Origin of the sequence: Sorangium sp. So ce426, from assembly GCF_051475585.1 — a bacterium.
Taxonomy (GTDB): domain Bacteria; phylum Myxococcota_A; class Polyangia; order Polyangiales; family Polyangiaceae; genus Sorangium; species Sorangium cellulosum_B.
Map to the genome: position 1 here is coordinate 4,649,771 of NZ_CP150341.1, position 25,194 is coordinate 4,674,964.

12 protein-coding genes are annotated in these 25,194 nt (G+C 70.9%); 10 read left to right on the forward strand and 2 right to left on the reverse strand.

Features of this window, described 5'->3' with window-relative positions; genetic code table 11:
- Positions 1 to 16 precede the first annotated feature (16 nt).
- The 10 genes from WMF44_RS17150 (at position 17) to WMF44_RS17195 (ending at position 23,049) form a co-directional block, all read left to right on the forward strand.
- A complete protein-coding gene (locus WMF44_RS17150) occupies positions 17 to 7,966 on the forward strand; it encodes an SDR family NAD(P)-dependent oxidoreductase (RefSeq protein ID WP_437300182.1) in 7,950 nt (2,649 codons plus the stop codon).
- 16 nt (positions 7,967 to 7,982) lie between these two features.
- Complete coding sequence (locus tag WMF44_RS17155; protein WP_437300183.1) at positions 7,983 to 8,834, forward strand: ABC transporter ATP-binding protein; 852 nt, start codon at positions 7,983 to 7,985, stop codon at positions 8,832 to 8,834.
- Between the two features lie 40 nt (positions 8,835 to 8,874).
- Positions 8,875 to 9,579: an ABC transporter permease gene (locus WMF44_RS17160; protein WP_437300184.1), complete on the forward strand. Its 705-nt coding sequence runs from the start codon at positions 8,875 to 8,877 to the stop codon at positions 9,577 to 9,579.
- Positions 9,576 to 10,283 (forward strand): hypothetical protein, encoded by a 708-nt coding sequence (locus tag WMF44_RS17165; protein WP_437300185.1) that lies wholly within the window; start codon positions 9,576 to 9,578, stop codon positions 10,281 to 10,283. The genes WMF44_RS17160 and WMF44_RS17165 overlap by 4 nt, the downstream gene beginning before the upstream one ends.
- A gap of 12 nt (positions 10,284 to 10,295) precedes the next feature.
- Entirely contained in the window at positions 10,296 to 11,054 is a 759-nt protein-coding gene (locus tag WMF44_RS17170) for an SDR family oxidoreductase (protein ID WP_437300186.1), read from the forward strand.
- A 212-nt stretch (positions 11,055 to 11,266) separates the two neighbouring features.
- Positions 11,267 to 15,757 (forward strand): amino acid adenylation domain-containing protein, encoded by a 4,491-nt coding sequence (locus tag WMF44_RS17175; protein ID WP_437300187.1) that lies wholly within the window; start codon positions 11,267 to 11,269, stop codon positions 15,755 to 15,757.
- Complete coding sequence (locus WMF44_RS17180; protein ID WP_437300188.1) at positions 15,754 to 16,974, forward strand: cytochrome P450 family protein; 1,221 nt, start codon at positions 15,754 to 15,756, stop codon at positions 16,972 to 16,974. Before WMF44_RS17175 ends, WMF44_RS17180 begins: the two co-directional genes overlap by 4 nt.
- A 228-nt stretch (positions 16,975 to 17,202) precedes the next feature.
- Entirely contained in the window at positions 17,203 to 18,657 is a 1,455-nt protein-coding gene (locus WMF44_RS17185) for a DUF6531 domain-containing protein (RefSeq protein WP_437300189.1), read from the forward strand.
- On the forward strand, positions 18,602 to 20,278 hold the full coding sequence (locus WMF44_RS17190) for an RHS repeat domain-containing protein (RefSeq protein ID WP_437300190.1): 1,677 nt from the start codon (positions 18,602 to 18,604) through the stop codon (positions 20,276 to 20,278). The genes WMF44_RS17185 and WMF44_RS17190 overlap by 56 nt, the downstream gene beginning before the upstream one ends.
- The gene (locus WMF44_RS17195) at positions 20,275 to 23,049 is read left to right on the forward strand and encodes a hypothetical protein (protein WP_437300191.1); all 2,775 of its coding nucleotides are present in this window, start codon (positions 20,275 to 20,277) and stop codon (positions 23,047 to 23,049) included. Before WMF44_RS17190 ends, WMF44_RS17195 begins: the two co-directional genes overlap by 4 nt.
- A 90-nt stretch (positions 23,050 to 23,139) precedes the next feature.
- On the opposite strand, the gene WMF44_RS17200 is transcribed toward WMF44_RS17195, so the two are convergent.
- Complete coding sequence (locus WMF44_RS17200) at positions 23,140 to 24,195, reverse strand: cytochrome-c peroxidase (RefSeq protein ID WP_437300192.1); 1,056 nt, start codon at positions 24,193 to 24,195, stop codon at positions 23,140 to 23,142.
- Positions 24,192 to 25,070: an MbnP family protein gene (locus tag WMF44_RS17205; protein ID WP_437300193.1), complete on the reverse strand. Its 879-nt coding sequence runs from the start codon at positions 25,068 to 25,070 to the stop codon at positions 24,192 to 24,194. Before WMF44_RS17205 ends, WMF44_RS17200 begins: the two co-directional genes overlap by 4 nt.
- Positions 25,071 to 25,194: the final 124 nt, after the last annotated feature.

Here is a 25,194-nt window from a genome sequence, read left to right on the forward strand (position 1 = left end):
ATCCAGCAAGGTGATCATGAAGACTACGGAAGAGCGGCTTACGCGGAGAGAGGTGCTCAGGCGGATCGAGGCGGGGCTGATCGACGCCGAGGAGGGGCTCCGTCTCCTGAAGCAGACCGTGGCCGCCGGCTCCGAGCCGGCAGCGGCATCTTCGACTCAGCTTCTCAACTACTACCGGGGCGTGTGGGCGCCTGCCGCCGCGGGCGACGGGCGCGGCGTCGCGGGCAGGAGCATCGTCGTCCTCGACGACGGAGAGGAGATCCTGCGCCAGCTGCAGGCGCATGCGGGCGAGCGGGCGCGCGTCTCGCTCGTCCGGCCAGGCGAGCGTTACCGCGAGGCCGGCCGCGACGCCTACGAGATCGATCCCGAGCGCTTCGAGGACTACGAGCGGCTCCTCCGTTCCTTGCGCGCCTCGGACCGTGCCCCTGACGCGATCGTGAACCTGTGGTCGCGCGCGGCGCCCGCGCCCGATGCCCCGCTCGGCAGGGGAGCGCTCGCGCTCTTCCTCCTTGCGAAAGCGCTGCTCGCGGCCGGAGGTGGCGCGCGGGTCGACCTGCTCTACCTGTACCCGGCGGGGGACGGGGCGCGGCGCCCCGAGCACGCTGGCGTCGCTGGTTTTGCCCGGAGCCTCCGCCGGGAGGACCCGCGGTTGCGCTGCGCCGCGGTGGGCGCGAGCGGCGCGTCCGACGCCGCCTGCGTTCAGGCCGTGCTGAGCGAGCTCGATGCTTCCGACGGCGCGTCCGACGTGCTCTTCAGGGGCGGCGCGAGGCTCGTCCGTCGTTTCGAGCCTCTCGCTGCGGCGGGCAGCGGTCCCGCGACGCTGCCGCTTCGTCCGGACGGCGCCTACCTCGTCACCGGCGGCGCCGGCGGCCTGGGCGCGAGGTTCGCCGAGCTCCTGGCGACGCACGGGGCAACCCGCCTGGTCCTCTCGGGCCGCTCCGCGCCCGACGCCGCGAGGGTGGCGCTCGTGCGGAGGCTCTCGGCCCTCGGCGCCGACGCGGTGTATCTCCAGGCAGACCTCACTCAGCGCTCCGACGTCGAACGCCTGGTCGCCGAGGCGCGCCGCCGACACGGCGGCATTCGCGGTATCCTTCACAGCGCCGGCGTCGTGCGGGATTCGCTCCTCGTGAACAAGACGCTGGACGCCGTGCGCGCCGTGCTCGATCCGAAGGTCCGCGGCAGCCTGTTTCTCGACGAGCTCACCGCGGGGGAGCCGCTCGATTTCTTCGTCCTCTTCTCATCCATCGCGGGCGCGCTCGGCAGCGTGGGGCAGTGCGACTACGCGTACGCGAACAGCTTCCTCGATGGCTTCGCGGCGTGGCGGGAAGCCCTGCGCGCGCGCGGCGAGCGCGCGGGGAGTACGCTCTCTATCGGCTGGCCGCTCTTCGCGGACGGCGGCATGGGGGTCGATCCCGCCTTCGGCGCCTGGCTCCGTGGCGCGGGACTCGAGCTGCTCGGCGCGCCGCGGGGCTTTCAGGCGCTCGGCGCGGCCCACGCGTCCGGCGAGCCGCATGTCGTCGTGCTGCACGGGGAGCCGGAGGCCGCGCGACGGCTCATGGCCTGGGCGTCCGCCGCCGAGAGCACCGCCCCGAGCCCGGCGAGCGCGGCAGCGCCGGCCGCGGCGGAGGCCGCTGTCGACGACGATCTTCCCGCCCTGCGGAGCATGGCGGAGGCGCACCTCCGCGAGCTCCTCTCCAGGCACATCAAGCTGCCCGCCTCCGCGATCCGGTCCCGTGATCCGTTCGAGCGATTCGGGATCGACTCGCTCATGATCGTGACCCTGATCCGCGAGCTCGAGCGCCACTTCGGTGAGCTCCCGAAGACGCTCTTCTTCGAGCACCAGACGCTCGAGGAGCTTGCCGGGTACTTCGCGGAGCACCATGCCGCCGCGATCCGGCAGCAGGCCGGCGCTGGCGCGGCGCTCCCGCGCCGGGCCGCGCCGATCTCGCCCGGGCCGGCGCCGCGCGCCGCCGCGCAGGCGGAGAAGGCTGCCGCGCCGATCACGGCGCAGCCGATCCAGCCCTCCGGGCACGCCGCTGCGACCACCGTGCCGGGCCTCGAGGAGATCGCTATCGTCGGCGTCGCCGGCCGCTACCCGATGGCCGACGACCTGGATGAGTTCTGGAGCAACCTCCGTCAGGGGCGCGATTGCATCTCCGAGATCCCGCCCGACCGCTGGAGCCTGGACGGCTTCTACGACCCCGAGAGGGGCAAGCTCGGCCGCAGCTACAGCAAATGGGGGGGGTTCCTCCGCGATGTGGACAAGTTCGACCCGCTCTTCTTCAACATCTCGCCCAAGGAGGCCGAGCTCATCGATCCCCAGGAGCGCCTCTTCCTCGAGACGACCTGGCACGCCGTCGAGGACGCCGGATATACACGCGAGCGGCTCGCGCGCTCGAAGGTGGGCGTCTTCGTCGGCGTCATGTACGGCCACTACCAGCTCTTCGGCGCCGACGTCGCGGCCGCGCAGCGCGGGCTCATCTACGGCTCTTCCTTCGCCTCGATCGCCAATCGCGTCTCGTATTTCTTCAACCTCTCCGGCCCGAGCCTCGCGATCGACACCATGTGCTCGTCGTCGCTCGCGGCGATCCACCTCGCATGGCGGAGCATCCAGCTCGGGGAGTGCGACGTCGCGATCGCCGGCGGGGTCAACGTCACCGTGCACCCCTACAAATACTGGCTGCTGAGCCAGGGGCGCTTCGCTGCGAGCGACGGGCGCTGCCACAGCTTCGGTGAGGGCGGGGACGGGTACGTGCCGGGCGAGGGCGTCGGGGCTGTCCTGCTCAAGCCGCTGTCCCGGGCCGTCCGCGATCGCGATCACATCTACGCGATCATCCGGGGCAGCGCCCTCAACCACGGGGGCAAGACGAACGGCTACACCGTGCCGAACCCCAAGGCGCAGGCCGAGCTCGTCGCCCAGGCGTTGCGGTGTGCGCAGGTCGGCCCCGCGGACATCTCCTATGTCGAGGCGCACGGCACGGGGACCGCGCTCGGGGATCCCATCGAGATCTCGGCCCTGGCGAGGGCCTTCCAGCGTCAGGGCGAAGGAGCGCGCGCGCTCCAGCGCTGTCCCATCGGCTCGGTCAAGTCGAACATCGGCCACCTCGAGTCGGCGGCGGGCATCGCCGCGGTGACCAAGGTCTTGCTGCAGCTCAAGCACGGCGAGCTCGCCCCGTCCCTGCACGCCGAGAGGCTGAACCCCAACATCCCCTTCGAGCAGACTCCCTTCTACGTCCAGCGAGAGCTCGCCCCGTGGCCACGGCTCGCGACGAGCGATGACGGCGCCGGCTCCGGGCGACCTCGGCACGTCGGCGTCAGCAGCTTCGGTGCGGGCGGCGCGAACGCTCACCTGGTCCTCGCGGAGCACATCGACGAACCGGCGCGCCTGGACGCGGGGTGCAGAGGCCCGTACCTGGTCGTGCTCTCGGCCAGGTGTGAGGAGCGGCTCAACGCCTACGCCGCTCGGCTCCTGCGCTTCGTGCGGCCCATCCGCGCTCCGCGCGCTCCGGCGGCCGACAGCGCGGGCGAGCCGATGCAGCAGGCGCTGCTGCGCCTCGCCGCCGACGCCATCGGCGTGGACCCCGCCGCGCTCGATCCCAACGATCGCCTTCACGACTGCTGCGACGACGGGATAGCCCTCGCCGAGCTCGCCGACCGGATCGGCGCGCTGTACGGCGTGAGCATCGAGCCGGATCTCTTCGAGGAGCACCCCAGCCTCGCGGCGGTTGCGGCGTTCTTGAGCGAGGGCGCGGCTCGCAGCGCCCCCGCAGCGTCCGGCGACGCGACCGTCCCCGCGAACGTGGATCTCGCCGAGCTCGCCTATACCCTCCAGGTGGGCCGCGAGGCCATGCGCGAGCGCCTCGCCCTCGTCGTGTCGGATCTCGGCGATCTCGTCGCGAAGCTCGACGAGTACATCCAGGGCCGGCGTGACATCCCCGGTGTCTCGCGCGGCAGCGCCCGCCCCGGCGAGGCCATCCCGGAGCGGCTCATGGATGGGCCTGCCGGCAAGGAGTTCCTACGGCGGCTCGCGGGCGACCGCGAGCTCGACAAGCTCGCTCAGCTCTGGGCGTGGGGCGTCGAGATCCCGTGGGACGATCTCTACGAAGGCGCCGGAATGCCTGCGCCACGGCGGGTGTCGGCGCCCACCTATCCCTTCGCCAGGGAGCGCTGCTGGGTGCAGGACAGCTGCCTGCCCAGCCTCGGCCATCGCGCGAGCCCGCACGAGGACGGCGCATTCATGCTGCCCAACCCCAACGGCGCGGGCGCGCCGCTGAACGGCGCGTTCACGCTGCTCAACCCCAACGGCGCGGGCGCGCCGCTGAACGGCACCGACGCGCGGCTCGACGGCGCCGGTCCGCGCGGCGAGGGCGCGCGGCGGCCGCTGCACGACGCAGTGGTTCCGCTGAACGGCGTCGGCGCGCAGCACAACGGCGTCGGCGCGGCGCACACGGGGGCGAACACACCCGCCCGCCAGGACGCCCGGGCGGCGGCTGCATCGGAGCCCGATGCAGCCGGCGCGCAGGGCCGAGATGCCCCGATTTCGCGCAGGCTGGAGCGGGATCTCCAGAGGATCGCGGCGGATCTCATCCGCCTCAGCCCCGAGCGGCTGGAGATCGATGCCGGGCTCGGCGACTACGGGTTCGAGTCCACGACCTTCGTCGCGCTGGCGGACCGGGTGAGCAGCGTTTACGACGTCGAGGTCTCGCCGACGGTGTTCTTCGAGCGCAGCAGCGTCCGGGGCCTGGGCCAGCACTTGCTCGACGCCTCCGGCAGCGCGATCCGCGCCTACTACGAGCGTCCCACTCCCTCCTCCGCGGCGGCGCCGAGCGCGGCGGCGCCGGCGCCGGAAGGCGCCCCTCGAGTGACCTCCGTCGGCGACGCCCCGGCGACCAGGGGGGCCGAGCCAATCGCCATCATCGGGATGGCCGGCGTCTTTGCAGGCTCGCGGGATCTTGGCGAGTTCTGGCGCAACCTGCAGGAAGGCCGCGATCTCGTCACGGAGGTCCCCGCCGATCGATGGACCCGGGAGCAGTACGACGCCATCGCACCGGAGAGGATCACGCCGCGCGCCCGCTGGGGCAGCTTCATCGACGACATCGACAAGTTCGACGCGCGCTTCTTCAATATCTCGCCGATCGAGGCCGACATGATGGATCCGCAGCAGCGGATCTTCCTGGAGATCGTCTGGAAGGCCATCGAGGATGCCGGCTACCGCGCGTCGGCGTTCTCCGGTCGTCGGGTCGGCGTCTTCGCCGGCGTGCAGTTCAACGATTACAAGCAGCTCCTCGGCCAGCAGGGCGAGATCAACGCCCAGATGGGCCTCGGCAACGAGCACTCGATCCTCGTCAACCGCATCTCCTATCAGCTCAACCTCAGGGGCCCGAGCGAGCCGTACAACACCGCCTGCTCGAGCGCGCTGGTGGCCGTGCACCGGGCGATGTGCTCGCTGCAGAGCGGCGAGAGCGAGCTCGCCATCGCCGGGGGCATCTCCCTGATGATCAACCCGTACACGACCATGGCCGCCGAGGCCCTGGGCATCCTCTCGCCGGACGGCCGCTGCAAGACGCTCGACGCCAGCGCGAACGGCTACGTGCGCGGCGAGGGCGGCGGGGCGGTGGTGCTCAAGCCGCTCCGCCGCGCGATCGAGGACCGCGACCACATCTACGCCGTGCTCCGCGGGGCCGCGACCAATCACGGCGGCAAGGCTGCGTCGTTGACGGCCCCGAACTCCGAGGCGCAAGCGGCGCTGCTCTGCGACGCGTACCGCGGCGCCGGCGTCGACCCGGAGACCATCGCATACTTGGAGCTGCACGGCACCGGGACCAAGCTGGGCGACCCGGTCGAGATCGACGGGATCAAGCTGGCGTTCCGGCAGCTCGCCGCGGCGCGACAGCGGCCCATCCAGCGCGTGGGGTACTGCGGGCTGGGCTCGGTGAAGACCAACATCGGGCACCTCGAGCCCGCGGCTGGCATCGCCGGCCTCATCAAGGTCGTGCTTTCGATGCAGCACAAGGTCTTGCCGGGCATGCTCCATCTGAAGGAGCTCAACCCGTACGTGAAGCTGGACGGGACGCCCTTCCATCTCGTCGACCGGACGAGGCCCTGGGAGCCGCTGCGTGACGAGGAAGGGCGGCAGATACCGCGCCGGGCCGGGGTCAGCTCGTTCGGCTTCGGCGGCGTCAACGCGCACGTCGTCCTCGAGGAGTACGTGGCCCCGCCGGGCGCCGCGCACCGGCCGGACGCTCCCGAGCTCATCGTGCTCTCGGCGAAGACGCCCGGGCGGCTCGACGCCTACGCCGAGGCGCTGGCCAGCCACATCGACCGCGCGCTCAGCGCCGGTGATGCGCCCTCTCTGCCCGATCTCGCCTACACCCTGCAGATCGGGCGCGAAGAGTTGCCCGAGCGGCTCGCCTTCACGGCCCGGAGCCTGCAAGAGGTCCAGGACAAGCTGGCGCGTCACCGCGACGGCGCGGGGGCCGTCCCGGAGCTTCATCGAGGGAGCGCCGCGGCCAGCAAGGCGGGCGACCCGGGAGAGGAGGAGCGCGACCGAGAGGCGGCGTCGCTGCTCGAGAAGCGGGACCTCGGCGCGCTTGCGCAGCGCTGGGTCGCCGGAGCCAAGGTGCGGTGGACCGACCTGCGCCGGGGCGCGGCGGTCCGCCGCGTCCCGGCGCCGACCTACCCCTTCGAGCGCAAGCGGCACTGGGCCCTGCGGCAGAGCGTCATCGCGGCGAAGCCTTCATCGCGGCCGGTGGCCGCCGCCCCGGCCACGCCGCCTGTGGCCCTCCGCGACGCCGATCCCGTGCTCACGGAGCTGCGCGCGCTCTTCGCGGAAGAGCTCCGGGCCGATATGGAAGGGCTCGACCCCGACACGAACTTCGTGGATTACGGGATCGATTCCATCCTCGCCTCGGTGATCATCCAGCGAGTCCAGCAGCGCTTCGGCGACCTCATCCCGATGACGGGCATCTTCGACCATCCGACGCTCCGGGAGTTCGCCGCCTTCGTCAAGCAGGAGATCGGCTACGAGGAGCCCGCCGCCGCGGCGCCGGCGCCGGCCCGCCCCCGCGCGCTCGCGCCGGCCCGGGCGAAGCTGCCGCCCGAGATCGTGCCGCTCAACACGAAGGGCAGCCGGCGCCCCTCCTTCTGGGTGCACGGCGGCCCCGGGTACGCTGCGATCTACAACAGCCTCCAGCGGGCGCTCGGCCCGGATTACCCCTTCTATGCCTTCCAGGCACGCGGCGTCGACAACAAGCTCATCCCGCACTCCTTCGACGAGATCGTGGAGCACTACATCCGCTGCATGCGCCTCGTGCAGCCGGAGGGCCCCTACAACATCGCCGGCTACTCGTACGGGGGGCTCGTGGCCCTGGAGATCGCCCACCGCCTCCACGCCACGGGCCACGGCGTCGCGCACCTCACCCTGTTCGACACCATTCCCCCCGTGGACGCCGCCGTCGACATCTTCTTCAAGACCTTCGGACACGACGACAACTTCCTCACCATCATGATGGCGAACGAGTTCGCCGGAGCGAAGAAGGACGGCAAGGCGTTCGTCACGAGTAAGGATCTCGAGGACGTGCCGGTCAAGCTGCACGTGGCCCACGTCGCCAAGCTGGCCAAGGCGCGCGGCAAGAACGCGATGTCGGCCGACGACATCTACAACTACATCCGCGGGTGCATCAAGCTCGGCGACTATACCGAGGTGACGTACAACAGCTACCGTCCGCCGCCCTATGGCGGTTCTGACGTCCTCTACCTCAAGGCGAACATCTTCCTGGAGGAGAGCAGCTGGACGGGCGTGGGGCACTATGACGTCTACGGTAACTACGACTATGTCGGCGATTGGCGGAAGCTCGTCACCGGGCAGCTCGAGGTCGTGGAGATCCCGTGCGACCATTTCAACCTGATCGAGGAGCCCGCGCTTCCGCTCTCCGCGGGCGCGATCCGGCGCTTCTTGGAGGAGTAGTCATCGAGGTGGAGTCATGATCCAGGTCGAGAATCTCGTTTACACCTACCCGAAGGGCACGTCCCCGACGGTGAAGGGCATCAGCTTCCGCGTCCAGGCGGGTGAAATCTTCGGCTTTCTCGGCCCGAGCGGCGCGGGGAAGAGCACGACGCTGAACGTGCTCATCCGCCTGCTCAAGGGCTTCGAGGGCGAGGTCGTCGTGCTCGACAGGAAGCTGCGAGACTGGCAAGACGACTACTACGAGCACGTCGGCGTCGGCTTCGAGCTCCCCAATCACTACCGGAAGCTCACGGCCGTCGAGAACCTCCAGTTTTTCGCGTCGTTCTACAGGAAGAAGACGCAGGATCCGGTGCACCTGCTCGAGCTGGTCGGCCTGCGCGAGCACGCCGGGAAGAAGGTCGAGGACTTCTCCAAGGGGATGAAGATGCGCCTCAACTTCGTGAGGGCGCTGCTGCACGATCCGGAGATCGTCTTCCTCGACGAACCCACATCGGGCCTCGACCCGGTGAACGCGCGGGCGATGAAGAACATCATCATGGACCTCAAGCGGCGCGGCAAGACGATCGTCATCACGACGCACAACATGCACGACGCGGAGGAGCTCTGTGATCGCGTCGCCTTCATCGTGGGCGGGGAGATCAAGCTCATCGAGACCCCGAAGACCCTCAAGCTCCAGGCGGGGCAGCGGACGGTGCGGGTCGAGTTCGAGCGCGACGGGCTGACGACGCGCGAGTTCCCGCTGGACGGGCTCGGCGCCAACGCGGAGTTCCTGCGCATCCTCCAGGATGAGCGGGTCCAGGCCATCCATTCGCAGGAGGCGACGCTGGAGAAGGTGTTCGTCGACGCGACCGGGGCGCACCTCGCGTGACGCGCTCGCGGGCGAGAGAGCCAGGAAGGTGACACGCGTAATGAACAGGCTGCTATCCACGATTCTCTGGGACCTCAAGCTGCAGGCGCGGTACAACATCGTCGCTGTCGCCTGCGTCGTCACGGCGCTTTATATCCTGCTCTTCCGGGCGCTCCCCGCGGCGGGCACGGAGGAGATCCTCGTCCTCCTCTTGTACACCGACCCGTCGATGCTCGGGTTCATGTTCATCGGGGCGCTGGTGCTCTTCGAGAAGGACGCGAACATCCTTCGCGCGATCACGGTGACGCCGCTCCGGAGGTGGCAATATCTCTGGTCCAAGGCCATCTCGCTGACCCTGATCGCCGTCCCCGCCAGCGTCGTCATGGCGCTCGCCGCTGGTGGCGCCGTCGCGAACTGGGGCTTCCTCATCCTGGCGATCGTCCTCTCGTCGCTCCTCTTCGTCATGCTGGGCTTCACCGGGGTCGCCCGAGTCACGACGTTCAATCAATACATCATCGTGGTCCCCCTCTTCCTCGCGCCGCTCTGCCTGCCCCTCCTGGGCCTGTTCGGGGTCATGGACGCCTTCTGGTTCTACATCATTCCTTCCCAGGCATCCCTCATCCTGTTCGAGGCCGCGTTTCGCGCGGTCTCCCCGGCGAAGCTCGCGTATGCGGCGCTCTACCTCGCCCTGTGGATCGGCATCGCCTACGCCGCGGCGGCCCGCTCGTTCGAGGTCCACATCATCCGCGGAGGCAAGGGAGCATGAGCCGTTTCTTCGCGCTCATGCGCAACGACTTCAAGCACATCTTCCGGGACAAGGCGCTGACAGCGCTGTTCGTCATGCCCGTCTTCCTCGTGCTGGCGCTGCGCTTCGGCTTCCCCCACATCGTTTCGCGCTTCCCGATCGTCGCCGGTTACAACCGGATCCTGCTCGCGTTCGTCTGCGGGATGTTCTCGGCGTTCCCGGCGTTCATCGCCGCCTTCATCATGCTCGACGAGAAGGACGACGGCCTGTTCACGGTCCTGCGCGTGATGCCCATCTCGCCGATGGCGTTCATCCTGTACAGGATGTCGTTCGTCGTCGCCCTCGGCAGCCTGAGCGCCGGCGGGGCGATGCTCTTCTCGGGCATCATCGCGCCGGACGTGGGGCGCGCGCTCGTCTCCGCGGTCCTCTTCGGGCTGAGCTCCCCGCTCATCGCGCTGCTCGTGGTCACGATCGCCAAGAACAAGATCGAGGGAGTCACCGTGCTCAAGGGGCTCAACTTGCTGCTCATGCTCCCCCTCATCAGCTTCTTCACGAGCTCGCCCGCGCGGCTCCTGCTCGGCGTCATCCCGGTGTATTGGGTGTATCAGGCGGAGGCCGAGCCGGTCTTCAGCGCGAGCGTCCTCGCGAGCTGGGCGGTGGCCGCGGCGCTCGACGCGATCTGTCTGACGCTCCTTTACCGCTGGTTCCGGATGAAAGTCTTTTGACGAGAGAGGCCCATGGAACGTGCATTGGACGGCAAGGCGGCGCTCGTGACAGGCGCGTCGCGCGGCATCGGTCGGGCGATCGCGCTGCGCCTCGCGGCGATGGGGGCGCGCGTGGTCGTCAATTACTTGCGCGACGTCGACGCGGCCCAGCGCACGGCGGATGACCTCGCGCGGCTCGGGGTCGCGTGCACGGTCGTGCAGGCCGACGTCGGTGACCCGGCCGCGGTCCGGCGGCTCGTCGACGCCAGTCTGGCGGCGTTCGGCTGCATCGACGTGCTCGTCCATAATGCCGCGGCGGGTGTCTTCATCCCCCTCCATCGCCTGCGGCTGGACGACTGGGAGCTCAGCCTCAACGTCAATGCCCGCGCCTTCATGCTGCTCGCGCAAGGGCTCGCCCCGGCGATGGAGCGCCGGGGCGGCGGGACGATCGTCGCGATCTCCAGCCTCGGCGCGCAGCGTGTCGTGCCCGCCTACGGCGCGATCGGCATTTCCAAGGCAGCGCTGGAGGCCCAGGTGCGCTATCTGGCCGCGGAGCTGGCGCCGAAGGGCATCCGGGTGAACGGCGTCTCCGGCGGGCTCGTGGAGTCGGATGTCCTGAGGATGTCCCCGTCGCTCGGGCGTATCAAGGACGAGATGGTCCGGCGGACGCCCGCCGGGCGGCTGGGCACGCCCGAGGACCTGGCCCGGGTCGTCGGCTTCCTCGCCTCGCCGGACGCTGGCTGGATCCACGGCCAGACGCTCGTCGTCGACGGCGGGTCTTCGCTGGTTTGACGGCGCCGGCTCGGGCCCGTCGCGCCTCCTGTGCTGCGCGGGCGCAGGCTCGCACGGGGCGGCACGTCAGCGCCGGAATCGCCGCCAAGCCACGCTCTACGCCCTGGGCGGCGCGGGCCTCGATGCCCTGTCTTGATCGCCCCCGCTCGGGCCGCGCCACCTTCTTCTTCTCGACGCGCATTGCAATGCAGAGCCGATAGGATGGTGTGACAATGGACAGCCCGCTCGAGACGTTTGGTCTCTCTCTCAGGCAGCGCCGCCACTGGATCCTGAACGAGCTCGATCCCGGGAGTCCGAGCCACCACGTCGCCCTTGCGTGGCGCCTCGTGGGCCCTCTCCGGGTGGGCGCGCTGGAGGCGGCCCTCACGGAGAGCCTGAAGCGGCACGAGATCCTGCGCGCGACGTTCGGGCTTGATGAAAGCGGGCCAGTCGGCAGGATCGGGATCGAGGTGCGGTCGCCGCTCGTCCGCGTGGATATGCGGGCGCTTCCCCCCGGCGAGGGCGAGCCGGCGCTCCGGCGCCTCCTGCAGCAGGAGGCCCGGCGCCCGTTCGATCTCCAGGGCGGACCCCTCCTGCGCGGGCTCCTCGTGGAGCTCGGCGACGAGGCGCATGTGCTCGCGCTCATCGCGCACCAGATCGTGGCCGACCGTGGCTCGCTCGCCACGTTGTTCGATGAGCTCGCGTCGCGCGCCCCCGCCGCAGGGGAGGGGCGCCGCGGCTTCGTCGCGCTCGCCGACGGGGAGCGCGCCTGGGTGCAGACGGACGAGGCCGCGGCGCGGATCGATTTCTGGCGGCGCCGGCTGGCTGGCGTGCCGCCGCTCGACCTGCCGCCCGACCGGCCTCGGCCCATCGTGCGCAACTCCCGGCGCGGCGCCGCGTACCCGGTCGAGATGCCCGCGCCCCTCGTGGACTCTCTCTCGCAGATCGCCCGCCGCGAGGGGTGCAGCCTGTCCGCCGTCCTGCTGGCCGGGTTCGCGGTGATGCTCCACCGCTGGTCGGGGCAAGGCGACCTCTCGGTGGGGGTTCCGGTCGATGGGCGCTCCAGCCCCGAGCTCGCGCGCGTGGTCGGGCCGCTCTCGGACTGGCTCCCGGTGCGCGTGTCCGTTGGCCGCGACGCCACTTTCCGCGCGCTGATTCGGGAGAGCGAGGCCGCGCTGCGCGACGCGCGGGTGAGCGCAGCGGTCCCGTTCGGGGCGCTCCTGGATGCGCTGAACCCAGCGCGCGACACCAGCCGGACGCCGCTCTTCCAGGTGACATTCGAGATCGCCGACGCCGATCCCGGCGTCGCGTTCCCCGGCCTGGAGGTGTCGGCAGAGCACGTGCCGCTCGACGCGGCCCCGTTCGACCTCGGGCTCGCGCTGAGCCGACGGGAGGGCGTCCTCCAAGGCGCGCTCACCTATGACTCGAGCCTGTTCGAGGCCGCGACGATCGCGCGGATCGCCGAGCACCTCACGACGCTGCTCGCGGGCGCGGCGGTCGACCCCGATCGGCGTGCGGCGGCGCTGCCGCTCATGACGCAGGAGCAACGGCGAACGGTGCTCTTCGACTGGAACCGCACAGCGGCGGAGCCGCCGCCGGTCGCGTGCGTGCACGACCTCATCGCGGCGCAAGCGGCGCGGTCGCCCGACGCCGCCGCCCTGACCTGCGGCGAGGAGACGCTGACCTACCGGGCGCTAGAGGCCCGGGTCGACGCGCTGGCGAGTCGCCTGCGGGCCGCGGGGGTGGGGCCGGAGGTGCTCGTGGCGATCCTGATCGAGCGCGGGATCGACCTGGTGATCGCGCTGCTCGCCGTCCTGCGGGCGGGCGGCGCCTACGTGCCGCTCGATCCGACCTACCCGCGCGAGCGGCTCGCGTACATGCTCGATGATGCGCGGCCCGCGGCGCTGCTCGTTCGGCGTGCGCCCGCGGATCTACCCGCGCCGCGCGGCGCCCACATCATCGACATCGACGATCCGGGCGCCTCTCCAGGGGGAGCGTGGGGCGGCGAGCGGCCGTCGGGCACGGGCCTCGCCTACGTGATCTACACCTCGGGATCCACGGGCAAGCCTGTCGGCGTGCAGGTGACGCGCCGGGCGGTGGTCAATTTCCTCCGCGCGATGGCCGAGCGCCCAGGCGTCACGGCAGGCGATGTTCTGCTGGCCGTCACGACCGTGTCGTTCGACATCGCGGGGCTCGAGCTCTACCTTCCGCTCACGGTCGGCGCGCGCGTCGTGCTCGCGCCCCGGAGCGTGGCGGCCGACGGCGCCGCGCTCAGGGCGCTCGTGGAAGAGGTCGCCCCCACCGTGATGCAGGCGACGCCCGCGACCTGGCGGATGCTGCTGGAGGCCGGATGGACCGAGGGCGCGGGCCTCAAGATCCTGTGCGGGGGCGAGGCGCTCGCCGCCGACCTGGCGGAGCGCCTGCGCGCAACGGGCGCGGACGTGTGGAACCTCTACGGGCCGACCGAGACGACGATCTGGTCGACGCTGCATCACGTGGACGCCCCGCAGCGCGGCGCCGTCCCGATCGGCCGCCCCATCGCGAACACCACGGCCTATGTCCTCGACGCGGACCTGGAGCCGGTGCCGCCGGGCACCCGGGGCATGCTTTACCTCGGCGGTGAGGGGGTCGCGCGGGGCTACCTCCGCCGGCCGGATCTGACGGCCAGCAAGTTCGTGCCCGATCCTTTCCGCGGCGTGGCGGGGGCCAGGATGTTCCGCACGGGCGATGAGGCCAGGTTCTCGCCTGACGGCGCGCTTGAGTTCCTCGGCCGCAGCGACTTCCAGGTGAAGGTGCGGGGGTTCAGGATCGAGCTGGGCGAGGTGGAGGCGGCGCTGGCGGGTCACCCGGCGGTGCTGCAGGCGGTGGTCGTAGCGCGGGACGACGCGCACGCCGTCAAGCGGCTCGTGGCCTACGTCGTGCCCCGCCACCCAGGCCCCCCGCCGACCCAGGGCGCCCTGCGCGAGCACCTGCTCGAGCGGCTCCCCGACTTCATGGTGCCCGCGGCCTACGTGGTGCTGGACGCTCTGCCGCTCACGCCAGCCGGGAAGATCGACCGCCGCGGCCTCCCGGCGCCGGATCCAGGGCGACGAGCGCTCGCGGAAGAGGTCGCCGCGCCGCGCACGCCCGTCGAGGGCGCCCTCGCGCGGATCTGGGCCGAGGTCCTGGGGCTCCCGCGGGTGGGCATCCACGACGACTTCTTCGAGCTCGGCGGGGACTCGCTGCTGGCCGTGCGCGTCGCGTCCCGCGCGGGCCAGCAAGGAATTCGCATCTCGCCCGGTCAGCTCGTGCAGCGCCCGACCGTCGAGCGGCTGGCCGAGGCCGCCGAGATCGCGGCGGGACAGGCCGACTCGCAGGAGCGACCAGCCGGGGAAGCGCCGCTGACGCCGATCCAGCTCGTGTTCCTCTCCGAGCGCATACAGGAGCCTCACCACTTCACCATGTCCCTCCTGCTCGAGATCGCCGACGACACCGAGCCCGCGTTGCTCGAGGCGGCGTGCCGCGCGGTGATAGAGCACCACGACGCGCTGCGCCTGCGCTTTACGCAGCGGCCGGTCGGCGGCTGGACGCAGGCGCACAAGCCGTCGGTGAGCGAGGAGGCGTTCTGGCAGACCATCGATCTGTCGTCGCACCCCGAGGAAGAGGTGCCGATGGCGATCGCGATGGAGGCCAATCGCGTCAACGCGAGCATCGACCTGGCGCATGGCCCGCTGCTGCGCGCGGCGCTGCTCCGGCTCGGGCCCCGAGGGCCGTTCCGGTTCCTGCTCGCGTGCCATCACCTGGTGATGGACGAGATCTCGCAATCCATTCTCCTGGAGGACATCCAGGCGGCGTACGAGCAGCTCGCGCGCGGCGCGCCGATCCGGCTGCCCGTCAAGACGATGTCGTACCAGCGCTGGGCGCAGCGGCTCAGCGAGCATGCGCAGAGCGCGTCGGTGCTGGCGGATTTCCCCTACTGGCAGGGCATCGCCCGCAGGGCGCGCGCGCCGTTGCCGACAGATGAGCTCACCGGTCCGCCGCTGTTCGCCGGGCTGGCGGTCGCGTCGATGGACCTGTCGGTCGACGAGACCCGGGCGGTGCTCCGCGATCTGCCGCGCCAGCAGCGAGCCACGGTCGACGACGTCCTGCTCACCGGCATCGCGCTCGGGATGGAGTCGCTGACGGGGCGGCGTTCCCTGCTCGTCAGCGCCGTGCGCCACGGGCGCGACGCGCCCATCCCGGACGTGGATGTCTCCCGCACGGTGGGTTACTTCGTGCAGCCGTACGTCGTATGGCTGGATGCATCGGAGTCCGCGTCGCCGTTGGACGCTCTCCGGGCGATCCAGGGGCAGCTCCGCGCCGCCGTGGCCAGGAGCTTCTCCTACGGGCCGCTCCGGTTCCTGAGCGACGACGCGTCGATCCGCGAGGAGCTGGCCGCCATCGAGCCCGAGATCGCCTACGTCAACTCGGGCCACCGCGAGAAGATCCTGCTCGGCGCGCCGAGGTTCCGCTTCGCGAGCGAGTTTGCAGGCCTGGAATACTCGCCCAACAACCACGTGGGGCTCCGGCTCATCCTCTTTTGCCACGTGAGCGAGGGGCGGCTGCAGATCCTCTTCGTTTACAGCGAGAACACGTACCGCGCCGCGACGATCGAGCGCGTCGCTGGTGCCATTCGCGCTGCCCTCGCGTCCCTCATCGCCGCCTCGCTCGCCTGTTCTCCCGTGATCCAAGGAGCCATGTCATGAATCCCGAGGAAGTGAGTCGTGAGCTCTTTTCAGCGGCGGGCCGCGCCAGCCCGCACGGGATCTACGCGCGGCTGCGCCAGGCGACCCCGGTGTGCCAGATCATCGCGCCGCATTTCGGCGTGCCTCTATGGATGGCGACGCGCCACGATGACTGCCTCGCCCTGTTGAGGGACCCCCGCTTCACCAACGACGTCGAGAAGCTCGCCTCGCACGGGCGGCAGACGTCGCCGCTGCTCGGCGATCCGGCCTTGCAGATCAGCCGCCACATGCTGACGTCGGATCCGCCCGATCACACCCGGCTGCGGGCCTTCGTGCAACGGGCCTTCTCGCCGCGCATCGTCGAGGGCATGCGATCGCATATCGAGGCGATCAGCGATGCGCTGCTCGACGAGATCGAGGGCCAGGGCGGCATGGATCTGATCGCCGACTTCGCGTTTCTCCTGCCCATCGCGGTGATCGCCGAGCTGCTCGGGGTCCCCTACGCGGAGCGGGAGCGGTTCCGCGCGTGGACGAAGATCCTTGCCGCCCCGGCCGCCACGCCCGAGGATCTCGAGCGGCGCGCGGCGGCGGTGTCCGAGTTCGCCACGTACTTTCACTCGGTCTTCGAGGAGCGGCGCGCGGCGCCGGGCGACGATCTTCTGAGCGCGCTCGTCGCCGCCGAGGATCAGGGCGACGACAGGCTCACCACGAAAGAGCTCCTGAGCATGACGTTTCTCCTTCTCGTCGCAGGGCACGAGACCTCGGCCAACCTCATCGGGAACGGCACTCTCACGCTCCTCGAGCATCCGAGCGAGCTCGCGAAGCTCCGGGAGCGGCCGGAGATCATCGGCTTGGTCGTCGAGGAGGTTCTGCGTTACGAGAGCCCGGTCGAGACGACATCGATGCGCTGGGCGCTCACCGACGTGGAGCTGCGCGGCGCGCGCATCCGCGCAGGAGAGCCCATCGTCGCGGGGATCCTGGCGGCCAACCGCGATCCCGAGCAGTTCGTCGATCCGGACACCTTCGACATCACCCGCCAGCCGAACCGGCATGTCGCGTTCGGGTACGGCGTTCATGCCTGCCTTGGCGCGCCGCTCGCGCGGATGGAGGGCGCGATCGCCCTGGGCGCGCTCTTTCGTCGCTTTCCCCGCCTCGCCCTGACCGCATCTTCCCGTGAGCTCGAGTGGAACCAGAGCCATCTGCTGCGCGGGGTGAGGGCGCTGCCTGTGGTCTTCTGAGCCCGGCGTGCCCCACGGTACGCCAGGACGAAGCCGCTCGACGCGCTCGCGAGACGGCTCGACGCAGCGTGGAGCGGGCTGGATGCCTGGGTCGCTCTTCATGGGCATCCTCCTCGTCGATGCGCATTGCCCCGGGCTGCGAGCGTGTGGGTGCATACGGGGGCCAGCAGGTGTACGTTCGTCTGGATCGCACGGCGGCAAGACCGCACGAGACCCCGGGAGAAGACCATGGCCCGCACTGCGCCTGTACCGAACATCCCCGCCATCCCTGGAATGAACCCGGGCGTCTTCATCATGGGAGGGGGAGGGGCCGGTCGCGGTGGCGGCGGCGCTGGAGGAAACGGCTCTGGCGGTAAACAGGGCGGCAATGGCTCCAACGGCGGCAAGGACGCCAGCGGCGGCGGGAAGTCCGGGTGTGGCAGCGCAGGCGGCGACGGCGCCGGCTGCCCGAACCACCATGGCGGCAAGAAATCGGGAATGGCCGCGAAGGGTGATCCGGTCGACGTGGTGACGGGCCGGGTGTTCACGATTCCCGCCGTTGACGTCGAGCTTCCGGGACCGCTGCCGCTCTCGATCGTGCGGTCCTACACCACCGCGGCGTTCGATCGCGACGTCGGCCTGGGGTTCGGATGGAGCCACTCGCTGGCGTGGGAGATCGAGGTGCGGCAGCGCATCCTCCGCGTCTGGACCGACGATGGGCCGGTCGATCTCGACGCGATCCCCGTGGGCGCCGGCGCGGCGGGCCCCCACGGCTGGGTCCTCGCGCGGGAGGAGCGCGGCTTCGTCCTCGATACAGGCGACGGCAGCTGGTACGTGTTCGCCGAAGCGGCGGGGAAGCGGTACCGGCTCACCGCGATCAAGGACCGATACAACAACGAGATCAGGCTCTCGTACCGCGAGGGCGTGCTCGCCGAGATCACCGACAGCGTCGGCCGGATCGTCCGGGTCCGGCGGGCGCCCGACGGGCGCATCGGCGCCTTCGAGATCAAGAACGCACGGGAGCGCGGTGTCTGGGTGCCTCTCGCGCAGTACAGCTACGACGCGGCCGGGGATCTCACGTCCGCGACCGACGCGGACGGCTACACGACGCGCTACACGTACCAGGAACACCTCCTCACCTCCCATACGAGCCCCACCGGGCTCACGTTCTCATTCCGCTACGACGATCGGCGCCGCTGCGTCGAGACGTGGGGCGCTTACGCCGATGGGCCCGACCGCAGCCTGGCGGAGGACGTGCCGGCGCGCCTGGCCGACGGGAAGACCGTCGCCAGAGGCATCTACCATTGCAAGCTGGAGTTCGGAGAGGACGGATACGTCGAAGTCGCGGACTCCATCACGGTTCATCGCTACTTCGGGAACCGCTTCGGCAAGCTCGACAAGGCCGTGAGCGCCGGGGCCGTGTTCAGCCGGACGTACGACGAGCACGGGCACCTCCGGACGTTCGTCGATCCGGCCGGCGCCATGACCGTCTGGCAGCGGGATCGCCTCGGCCGCGAGCTCTCGATCACCGATCCGCTCGGTCGAATGACGAAGATCGAGCGCGATCCCGACGGGCACATCCGCCGGGCGATCGATCCGGCGGGCCTCCGCCAGGTGGATTCGCAACGTCGGCGGGCTCGCGGAGAGGGTGATCCTCGACGGAAGAGACGAGGTCCGGATCGCTTACGACGCCGCGGGGCGTGAGGTCTGCCGCACGCTCCCGCGAGGCGGCCGGATCGAGAGCGCGTGGGACCTGATGGATCGCCTCGTCGAACGGCGCGTCTGTTCGCCGTCGAGCCGCGTGCACGTCGGGCCGAACGAACCGGAATGGGTGGGCCACGCCCCGGCGTCGATGACGGTGCACCAGGCGTACCGGTATTCGCCTGCGTCGGAGCTCGTCGAGGCGTGGGACCAGGCGTACGGCACGCGCCGCTTCGAGTACGACCCTGCGAGCCAGATCCTGGCGAACGTCCCGGAGCACGAGCGCGCCGAGCTCTTTCGCTACGACGCCTGCGGGAACGTGTTCGACGTCGGCGCTGGCAAGCAGGATCGCTCGTACGGTCCTGGAAATCGTCTGCTCAGGAAGGGAGACACCGAGCTCCTCTGGGACGACGACGCGCGCCTCAAGGAGACGCGGGCCAGGACCCCCGCCGGAGCGCTCGAGGTCACCCGGTACGCCTGGGACGCGCGTGGGCTCTTGCAGTCGGTCGAGCGCGCCGACGGCACCGTCGTGGAGTTCTCGTACGATCCGGACGCCCGGCGCGTCGCCAAGCGGGTCTCCCGGCGGCTCTCGACCGGCGAGCTGCGGCCGGAGAGCGCGACGAGGTTCGTCTGGGATGGCGCCGAGCTCGTGCACGAGATCCGGCAGGTCACCGGCGACACGGCTGCCCCCGCCGTGCCGACCGTGGATGCGCGCACGTACGTCTTCGAGGCCGGCGCGCCGTGGGCGCAGCGCGCCGGGGAGGGCGAGTGGTATCATTACCTGAACGACGAGATCGGCACCCCGGAGCGGCTCGTCGGCGCCGACGGCGCCGTCGCGTGCGAGCTGCGGCGGAGCGCCTGGGGAAAGGTCGAGCCCGCGCGCGACGCGCCGGCGCCGGTGTCGACGCCGATCCGCTTTCGCGGGCAGTACTGGGACGACGAGATCGGCCTCTGCTACAACCGCAACCGCTATTACGATCCCGAGGCGGGTCGCTATATCAGCGCGGATCCGATCGGGATCCTCGGCGGTCTCAATGGATTCGCCTACGCGGAGAACCAGCCGACGCGGCTCGTCGATCCGGACGGGCTCATGGCCAAGGCCGGGACCGAGATCGAGACCGCCGGCGGCAAGACGCACCACGGATCGAGCACGTTCGGGGGCGCGCTCGACCCTGCGCTCCAGCCCGCTGTCGCCAATGCCCACAAGAAGTTCGACGAGGGCAAGGTGGCGGGGCCGGCGCCATCGAGCGCCGGGCACTGCGCCGAGATCGATGCATTGAACAACCTGGCGAAAGACATCCGGCAGGACCGCAAGAAAAACGGTAAGACGCTGAAGGACTCCGCGGCCGAAGACACCGAGATCAGGAAGGAGCTGCAGAAACAGGTGAAGGAGGGCAAGATGACGACGACGGACAGGCGCGGTAAGCTCATGGATCCATGCAAATTCTGCGCGCAGGTCCTGCGTGAGCTCGGCCTTCACCCGGCGAACAACGGCGGTACTGGCAAGAAGAACGGTGTCATCGGCTCGGATGGCAAGGCGTGGAACGGCAATGTATGGCTAGCGGGACGCTCCGTGCCGTTCAGGACTGCTCCCTCGAGCACACCGCCCTTCGAAGGGACGTGAGCACTCCTTCGCGAGCACCGGATGCGCCGGCCGCTGGCCCGGCGGCGGCGGAGCGCGGCGTCCTCGCCTTCTGGCGCGAGGTCGAGCGCTGCCGCAGCGCCCCCCTCGGCGGGAGAGCGCGCGCTGGCGCCGTGGCGGGCCTCGAAGCGTGGCTGGAGCACGGCGGCGCGCGCGTGGCGCTGCTCGGACCGAGCGGGCGCGGCAAGTCGATGCTGCTGGGCGCGTGGGCGCTGGAGCTGGCCCGCGCGGGCCGGCACGAGGTAGCGTTCGTCCCCGTGAGCCGCCGGTTCGGTACGGCGCTGGAGTCCACGGCGCTGAACCTCCTCTATGCTCGCGTGGCTCTGTTCCTCAGGACGCCGCGGCGCACCGGCGAGCGGCCGCACGGGGTCGAGCAGATGCGGCGCGACCTTGCGATCATGCTCGCGGAGGGCCGCCCGCCCGGAAGCAGGCCGTTCGTCGTGATTCTCGACGGGTTCGACGAGGGCGCCTCCCGGACCCTCGATGCAGCGCAGCGATTCCTGCAAGACCTCGGCCCCGGCGTGCGCGCCGTGCTGTCGGCGCGCTCGATTGATGCGCTCGGAGGGAGCGGAGAGGAGACGGAGGTGGTCGCGTTGTCACCGATGGAGGCCGACGAGATCGCGGAGGCCATCGGGCGGAGGGTCGGGGATCTGCCGGCCGGCGTGAAGGACGATGTCGCACGGGTGAGCGGCGGAGAGCCGCTCCTCGTGGAGGCGCTGATCGAGGTGCTCACGCGGGATCTCGTGGCTGTGGGAACGGCGCTCCCGAGCGCTCCCGCCGGGGCTTCAGGGGTCCTCGATCTCTGCGACGGTGGCTCGATGAGCGCCGCGCTGCCATGGCTTGCAGGCGCGCTCGCGCCGATCGAGAGGGAAGAGCTCCTCGCGATCTCGACGGTGAGCGTCGGCGCCTGCAACGAGCTGAGCGGACCGCTGGTGGCTGCCGGAGAAACAGGCCTTGCGCTCCGTCACCCGGCCTGGGCGGAGGTCATCGAAGGGCGGCTCGCGCCGCACGAGCGCGCGGCGGTCGATCGCCGGTTCGCCGAGCACGGGAAGCGCGCGTTCGCCTCGGGCACGGTCTCTGACTACGTATGCCGGAACTGGCGCGCTCACCTGGAGCGGGTCGGCGCGCGCCTCGCAGAGCGGCTCGACCTGGTCTCGAGGGCGTGGCTCGACGTGTGGAGGACACGCCCGGATGGCTCGTCCGGGTTCATCGCCGACGTGGACGCGACGGCGGCGTGCGCGGCGCGCCTCCTGGTCGATGCCGCGGCCGGAGGTGATGTCGTGGCGGTGCTGGCAGCGCGGGTCCGCTGCCTGCTCGTGACGAGCTCGGTGCGAACGATCCTTGGCTTCGAGGAGACGCGGCGCGCGCGGGCCGCGCTGGCGGCGCAGGACGACGACGAGGAGGAAGAGGAAGGGGCCGAGGGAGGCGAGGGCTCCGCAGGACCCCACATCGAGATGCCGCGCGTCGGCGAGGACGTCCTCGAGGCCGGGCGGCCGATCGCCGACGCCGTCGAGCGTGCCGGTGCCCTGATCCGGCTGGCGCACGAGCTGCCCGACGCCGAGCGCGCCGTCGTGCTCGGCTGGGCGCTCGAGGCCGCCGGCGAGGAGCACGCCGAGGGGGGCGCGCTCGCCGCCGTGGCGCACGCGCTCGACGGGCAGGCGCGCGTGACGGCCGCGCGTGAGGCAGCGGCGCGGCTCGGTCGCGAGCGGACCAGGGAGAGCCGGCTCGCGCGCGTGTCCCTGGCGGCGCTGCTGCCCGAGGACGAGGCGCGCGACCTCGGTCGCGAGGCGTTCGCCGAGGTCCCGGCCGACGAGAGGAGCAACGAGCTGCCGCGGCTCTCGGAGGCCGCCGCGCGATGGCCTCCCGCAGCGGTGCGCGGGCTCTGGGCATGGTCCGAGGCGCTGCCCCCCTCGGAGCGGCACACGGTCCTCGCCCGCCTCGCTTCGGGCCTGCCCGCGGAGGAGCGGGAAGCGGGCGCGTCGGAAGCGCTGGGGCTCGCGCTGTCGCTGCTCTCGGACGACTGGCTTCCGCCGGACGCGAGCTTGAGCATCTGCGCGCTCGCGCCGCACGCACCTGCCGGCACCGCGTCCGCGCTGGTCCAGGCGTGCGCGGCTGCGGCCGGCTTCCAGCTCCCGGTGGTGACGGCCGTCGCCGCGCGCCTCTGCGATCTGGGGCGCGTGGAGGATGCGCTCGCGCTGGTGGACACGCTGCCCCAGCCGTCGGACCGGATCGAGGCGCGATCCGCGCTGCTCGCGCACCTGCCCGCCGCGGTCCGCGAGGCCGCCTGGGCCCAGCTGTCGGGCGATCTGCGGGCGAGCGACGGCGCGCGCCTGCTCTTCGCGCGGAACGCCGCTGCGTGGACCCGGGCTCTCGGGGCCGATGCGGTCCTCCACCTGTCCCGCGAGATCGGCGCCAACTGGTCAGACCTGGTCGCGATCGCCGTGGCCTCGCCGGACGACGCGCCGGCGATCGCGCGCGATGTGGTCGAGCGCGCTCTGGCGCGGCCGAGCGACGAGGACGAGGCGCTCTTCGCGCTGATCCCGCTGGCCGCCTCGATGACCGAGCCGCACGCGCGCCGCGTCTGCCAGAGGCTCCTGAACGAGCTCGGCTGGAAGCCGCGGCCCGATCTCCTCGACGACTGGACGAAGGACGACCTCGGGCACCTGGCGCCGTTGTTCGCCCGCGTCGCTGGACCGCAGGGCGTCGTCGCGGTGGCCCGGGAGATCGTCGACGTTTGCCGGTGGCTGCCCTGATTTTTTTCATGTCGCGCTCGATCGTCCCCTCACGCCCAAGCAGATGGCGGAGCTCAGGGACATCTCGACGCGCGCCGACATCACGCCCGCTCAGGGGCGGTACCGCGGATCGTCGAGGAAGGCGGCATCGGTCAGCGACCGCAGGAACGCCACCAGATCGGCCTTCTCGTCCGGAGAGAGCCCCAGCTCCTCGATCTGCGGATCGGTCGAGAAATGCCCTCGCCCGCCGCGATCGTAATGGTCGACCACCTCCTCCAGCGTCGCCAGCGATCCGTCGTGCATATAGGGGGCGCTCGCCGCGATGTTCCGCAAAGCGGGCACCTTGAATTTGCCAAGGTCTCCGGTGCGTCCGGTGATCACTTGCCGCCCGACGTCGCCGCCGTCGAGGTACGTGCCGTTGTTGAAGAAGCCTTCGTTGGTGAGCATTCCGGACGGGTGGCAATGGAAGCAGTCAGCCCGCTCGGTCAGGAACAGCGCCTCGCCGCGGCGCTCGGCGTCTCCGAAGCGTGTGTCGTCCCCGCGCCGGTGCTGGTCGTAAGGGCTGTCCGCGCTGACGATCGAACGGAGGAAGCTGGCGATGGCCTTGCGCAAGGACTCCTCGCCGGGAGGCCCGCCATAGGCATCCGCGAACGCCTTCACGTAGACGTCATCACCGGCGACACGAGCGACGGCCTCGGCGAGCGGTAGATCCATCTCGTCGGGGTTCTCGATGGGCTTCCCCACCTGCTCTTCCAGGGTGGCCGCGCGGCCATCCCAGAAGAAGCTCTCGCCCCAGGCCAGGTTCACCAGCGCGGGCGCGTTCCGCTGTCCCAGGCGGCCGTCGACCCCCCGGGTGACGGGGTCCGGATCGGCGAAGGCATGCTCCTGGCGATGGCAGCTCGCGCACGCTACCTCGCCGGTACGAGAGAGGCGCTTGTCGAAGAAGAGCCGCTTGCCGAGCTGGGCCCTCGGCTCGGTGAGCGCGTTGTCGGCCGGCGCTCTGGCCGCCGCGGTGCGCGCCGGAAAACCGGCGGGGATGGCGTCCGTGACGAGCGGCGGCAAAGGTCCAGGGGCCCCAGGGGCCGCCGGCCCGTCATCGCTGCATCCGCCCGCAAGGAGCAACGCCGCCAGGCCGATGGCCCCGCCACGGTTGAAGCCCGGCGTCACGGACCGAACGCGAACACCGTCAGGTCGGGGAGGCCGCGCCGCAGGCGCTCACCCGCAAGGAGCTCGTCTCCCACGGGCCCGGGCGGCGCGACGAACCCGGTCAAGTCGACGTCCGCCGTGGCGCCCGCGAAGACCTCGTCCATGACGACCCGGACGACCTTGCCCGTCGAGCCGCTCGCGGGCACGGACAGCGCGCCTCGTACCTCGACCCTGGGCGCGAGATCCTCGACCAGGTTGCCTCCCATGTGGACCGCCGGCGGAACCGTGGCCGTCTCTCCGTCCGGATCGTCGGAACCACCCTCGCCCTCGGCCGGCGGAGCCACGCTGCCCTCGTAGCGCAGGAAGAGGTAACCGCTGTGCGGCCACGTCATCTGCGAGGCTTCCGACAGAGGCGCGACGTTCGCTTCGGGCCGAGAGGTGCTGCAGGCCTTGTGCAAGCCCCAGACGAAGCTGACGCCTTCATAGCTGCCGGCCGGAGCGCGCAGCCGGAACGTGGCCGAGCCCGGGTCCTCGGCGTTGAAGAAGTGGACCCCGTAAGGGGTGGCGGCGCCGTCCGGGCCGACGATATCGACGGGCACGAGGTCGCCGTCCTCTCCGATCAGCGCCGCGTGCGAGACGTAGAAGCGAACGTTGAGCGGCGTGACCGTGCTGCCGTCCGGCGCGACGTTCGGCTCGCCGAACACGAACGGCTCGCCGCCGAGGACGAGCTCGAACGCGAGCTCGACGAGTGTGCCCTCGGTCCTGATGGACGCCGGCTGCTCTGCGCAGCCGGTCGGCCAGGTGGCCTCGGCCTGGCCGCCCGCGCCGCCCGTGCTGCTCGCTCCACCGGACCCGTCGGGCTGGCTGCCGCCCGCCCCGCCGGTCCCGGACGCCATTGGCTGCTGATTCGAGGACGTGCCGCAAGCGGCCGCGGCGCCCAAGAGCAACCCGATCAACCGGAACAAGCCAGGAGATTTCATCGTGGGATCGAGTGTACGCGATGACGCACCAGGCCGGAAC

Bases quoted from the DNA above. Each gene is read 5' to 3' on its own strand.
- WMF44_RS17175 (WP_437300187.1), top strand. From the start codon at position 11,267: ATGGACAGCCCGCTCGAGACGTTTGGTCTCTCTCTCAGGCAGCGCCGC.
- WMF44_RS17205 (WP_437300193.1), bottom strand. From the start codon at position 25,070: ATGGCGTCCGGGACCGGCGGGGCGGGCGGCAGCCAGCCCGACGGGTCC.
- WMF44_RS17165 (WP_437300185.1), top strand. From the start codon at position 9,576: ATGAGCCGTTTCTTCGCGCTCATGCGCAACGACTTCAAGCACATCTTC.
- WMF44_RS17180 (WP_437300188.1), top strand. From the start codon at position 15,754: ATGAATCCCGAGGAAGTGAGTCGTGAGCTCTTTTCAGCGGCGGGCCGC.
- WMF44_RS17150 (WP_437300182.1), top strand. From the start codon at position 17: ATGAAGACTACGGAAGAGCGGCTTACGCGGAGAGAGGTGCTCAGGCGG.
- WMF44_RS17160 (WP_437300184.1), top strand. From the start codon at position 8,875: ATGAACAGGCTGCTATCCACGATTCTCTGGGACCTCAAGCTGCAGGCG.
- WMF44_RS17170 (WP_437300186.1), top strand. From the start codon at position 10,296: ATGGAACGTGCATTGGACGGCAAGGCGGCGCTCGTGACAGGCGCGTCG.
- WMF44_RS17155 (WP_437300183.1), top strand. From the start codon at position 7,983: ATGATCCAGGTCGAGAATCTCGTTTACACCTACCCGAAGGGCACGTCC.
- WMF44_RS17185 (WP_437300189.1), top strand. From the start codon at position 17,203: ATGGCCCGCACTGCGCCTGTACCGAACATCCCCGCCATCCCTGGAATG.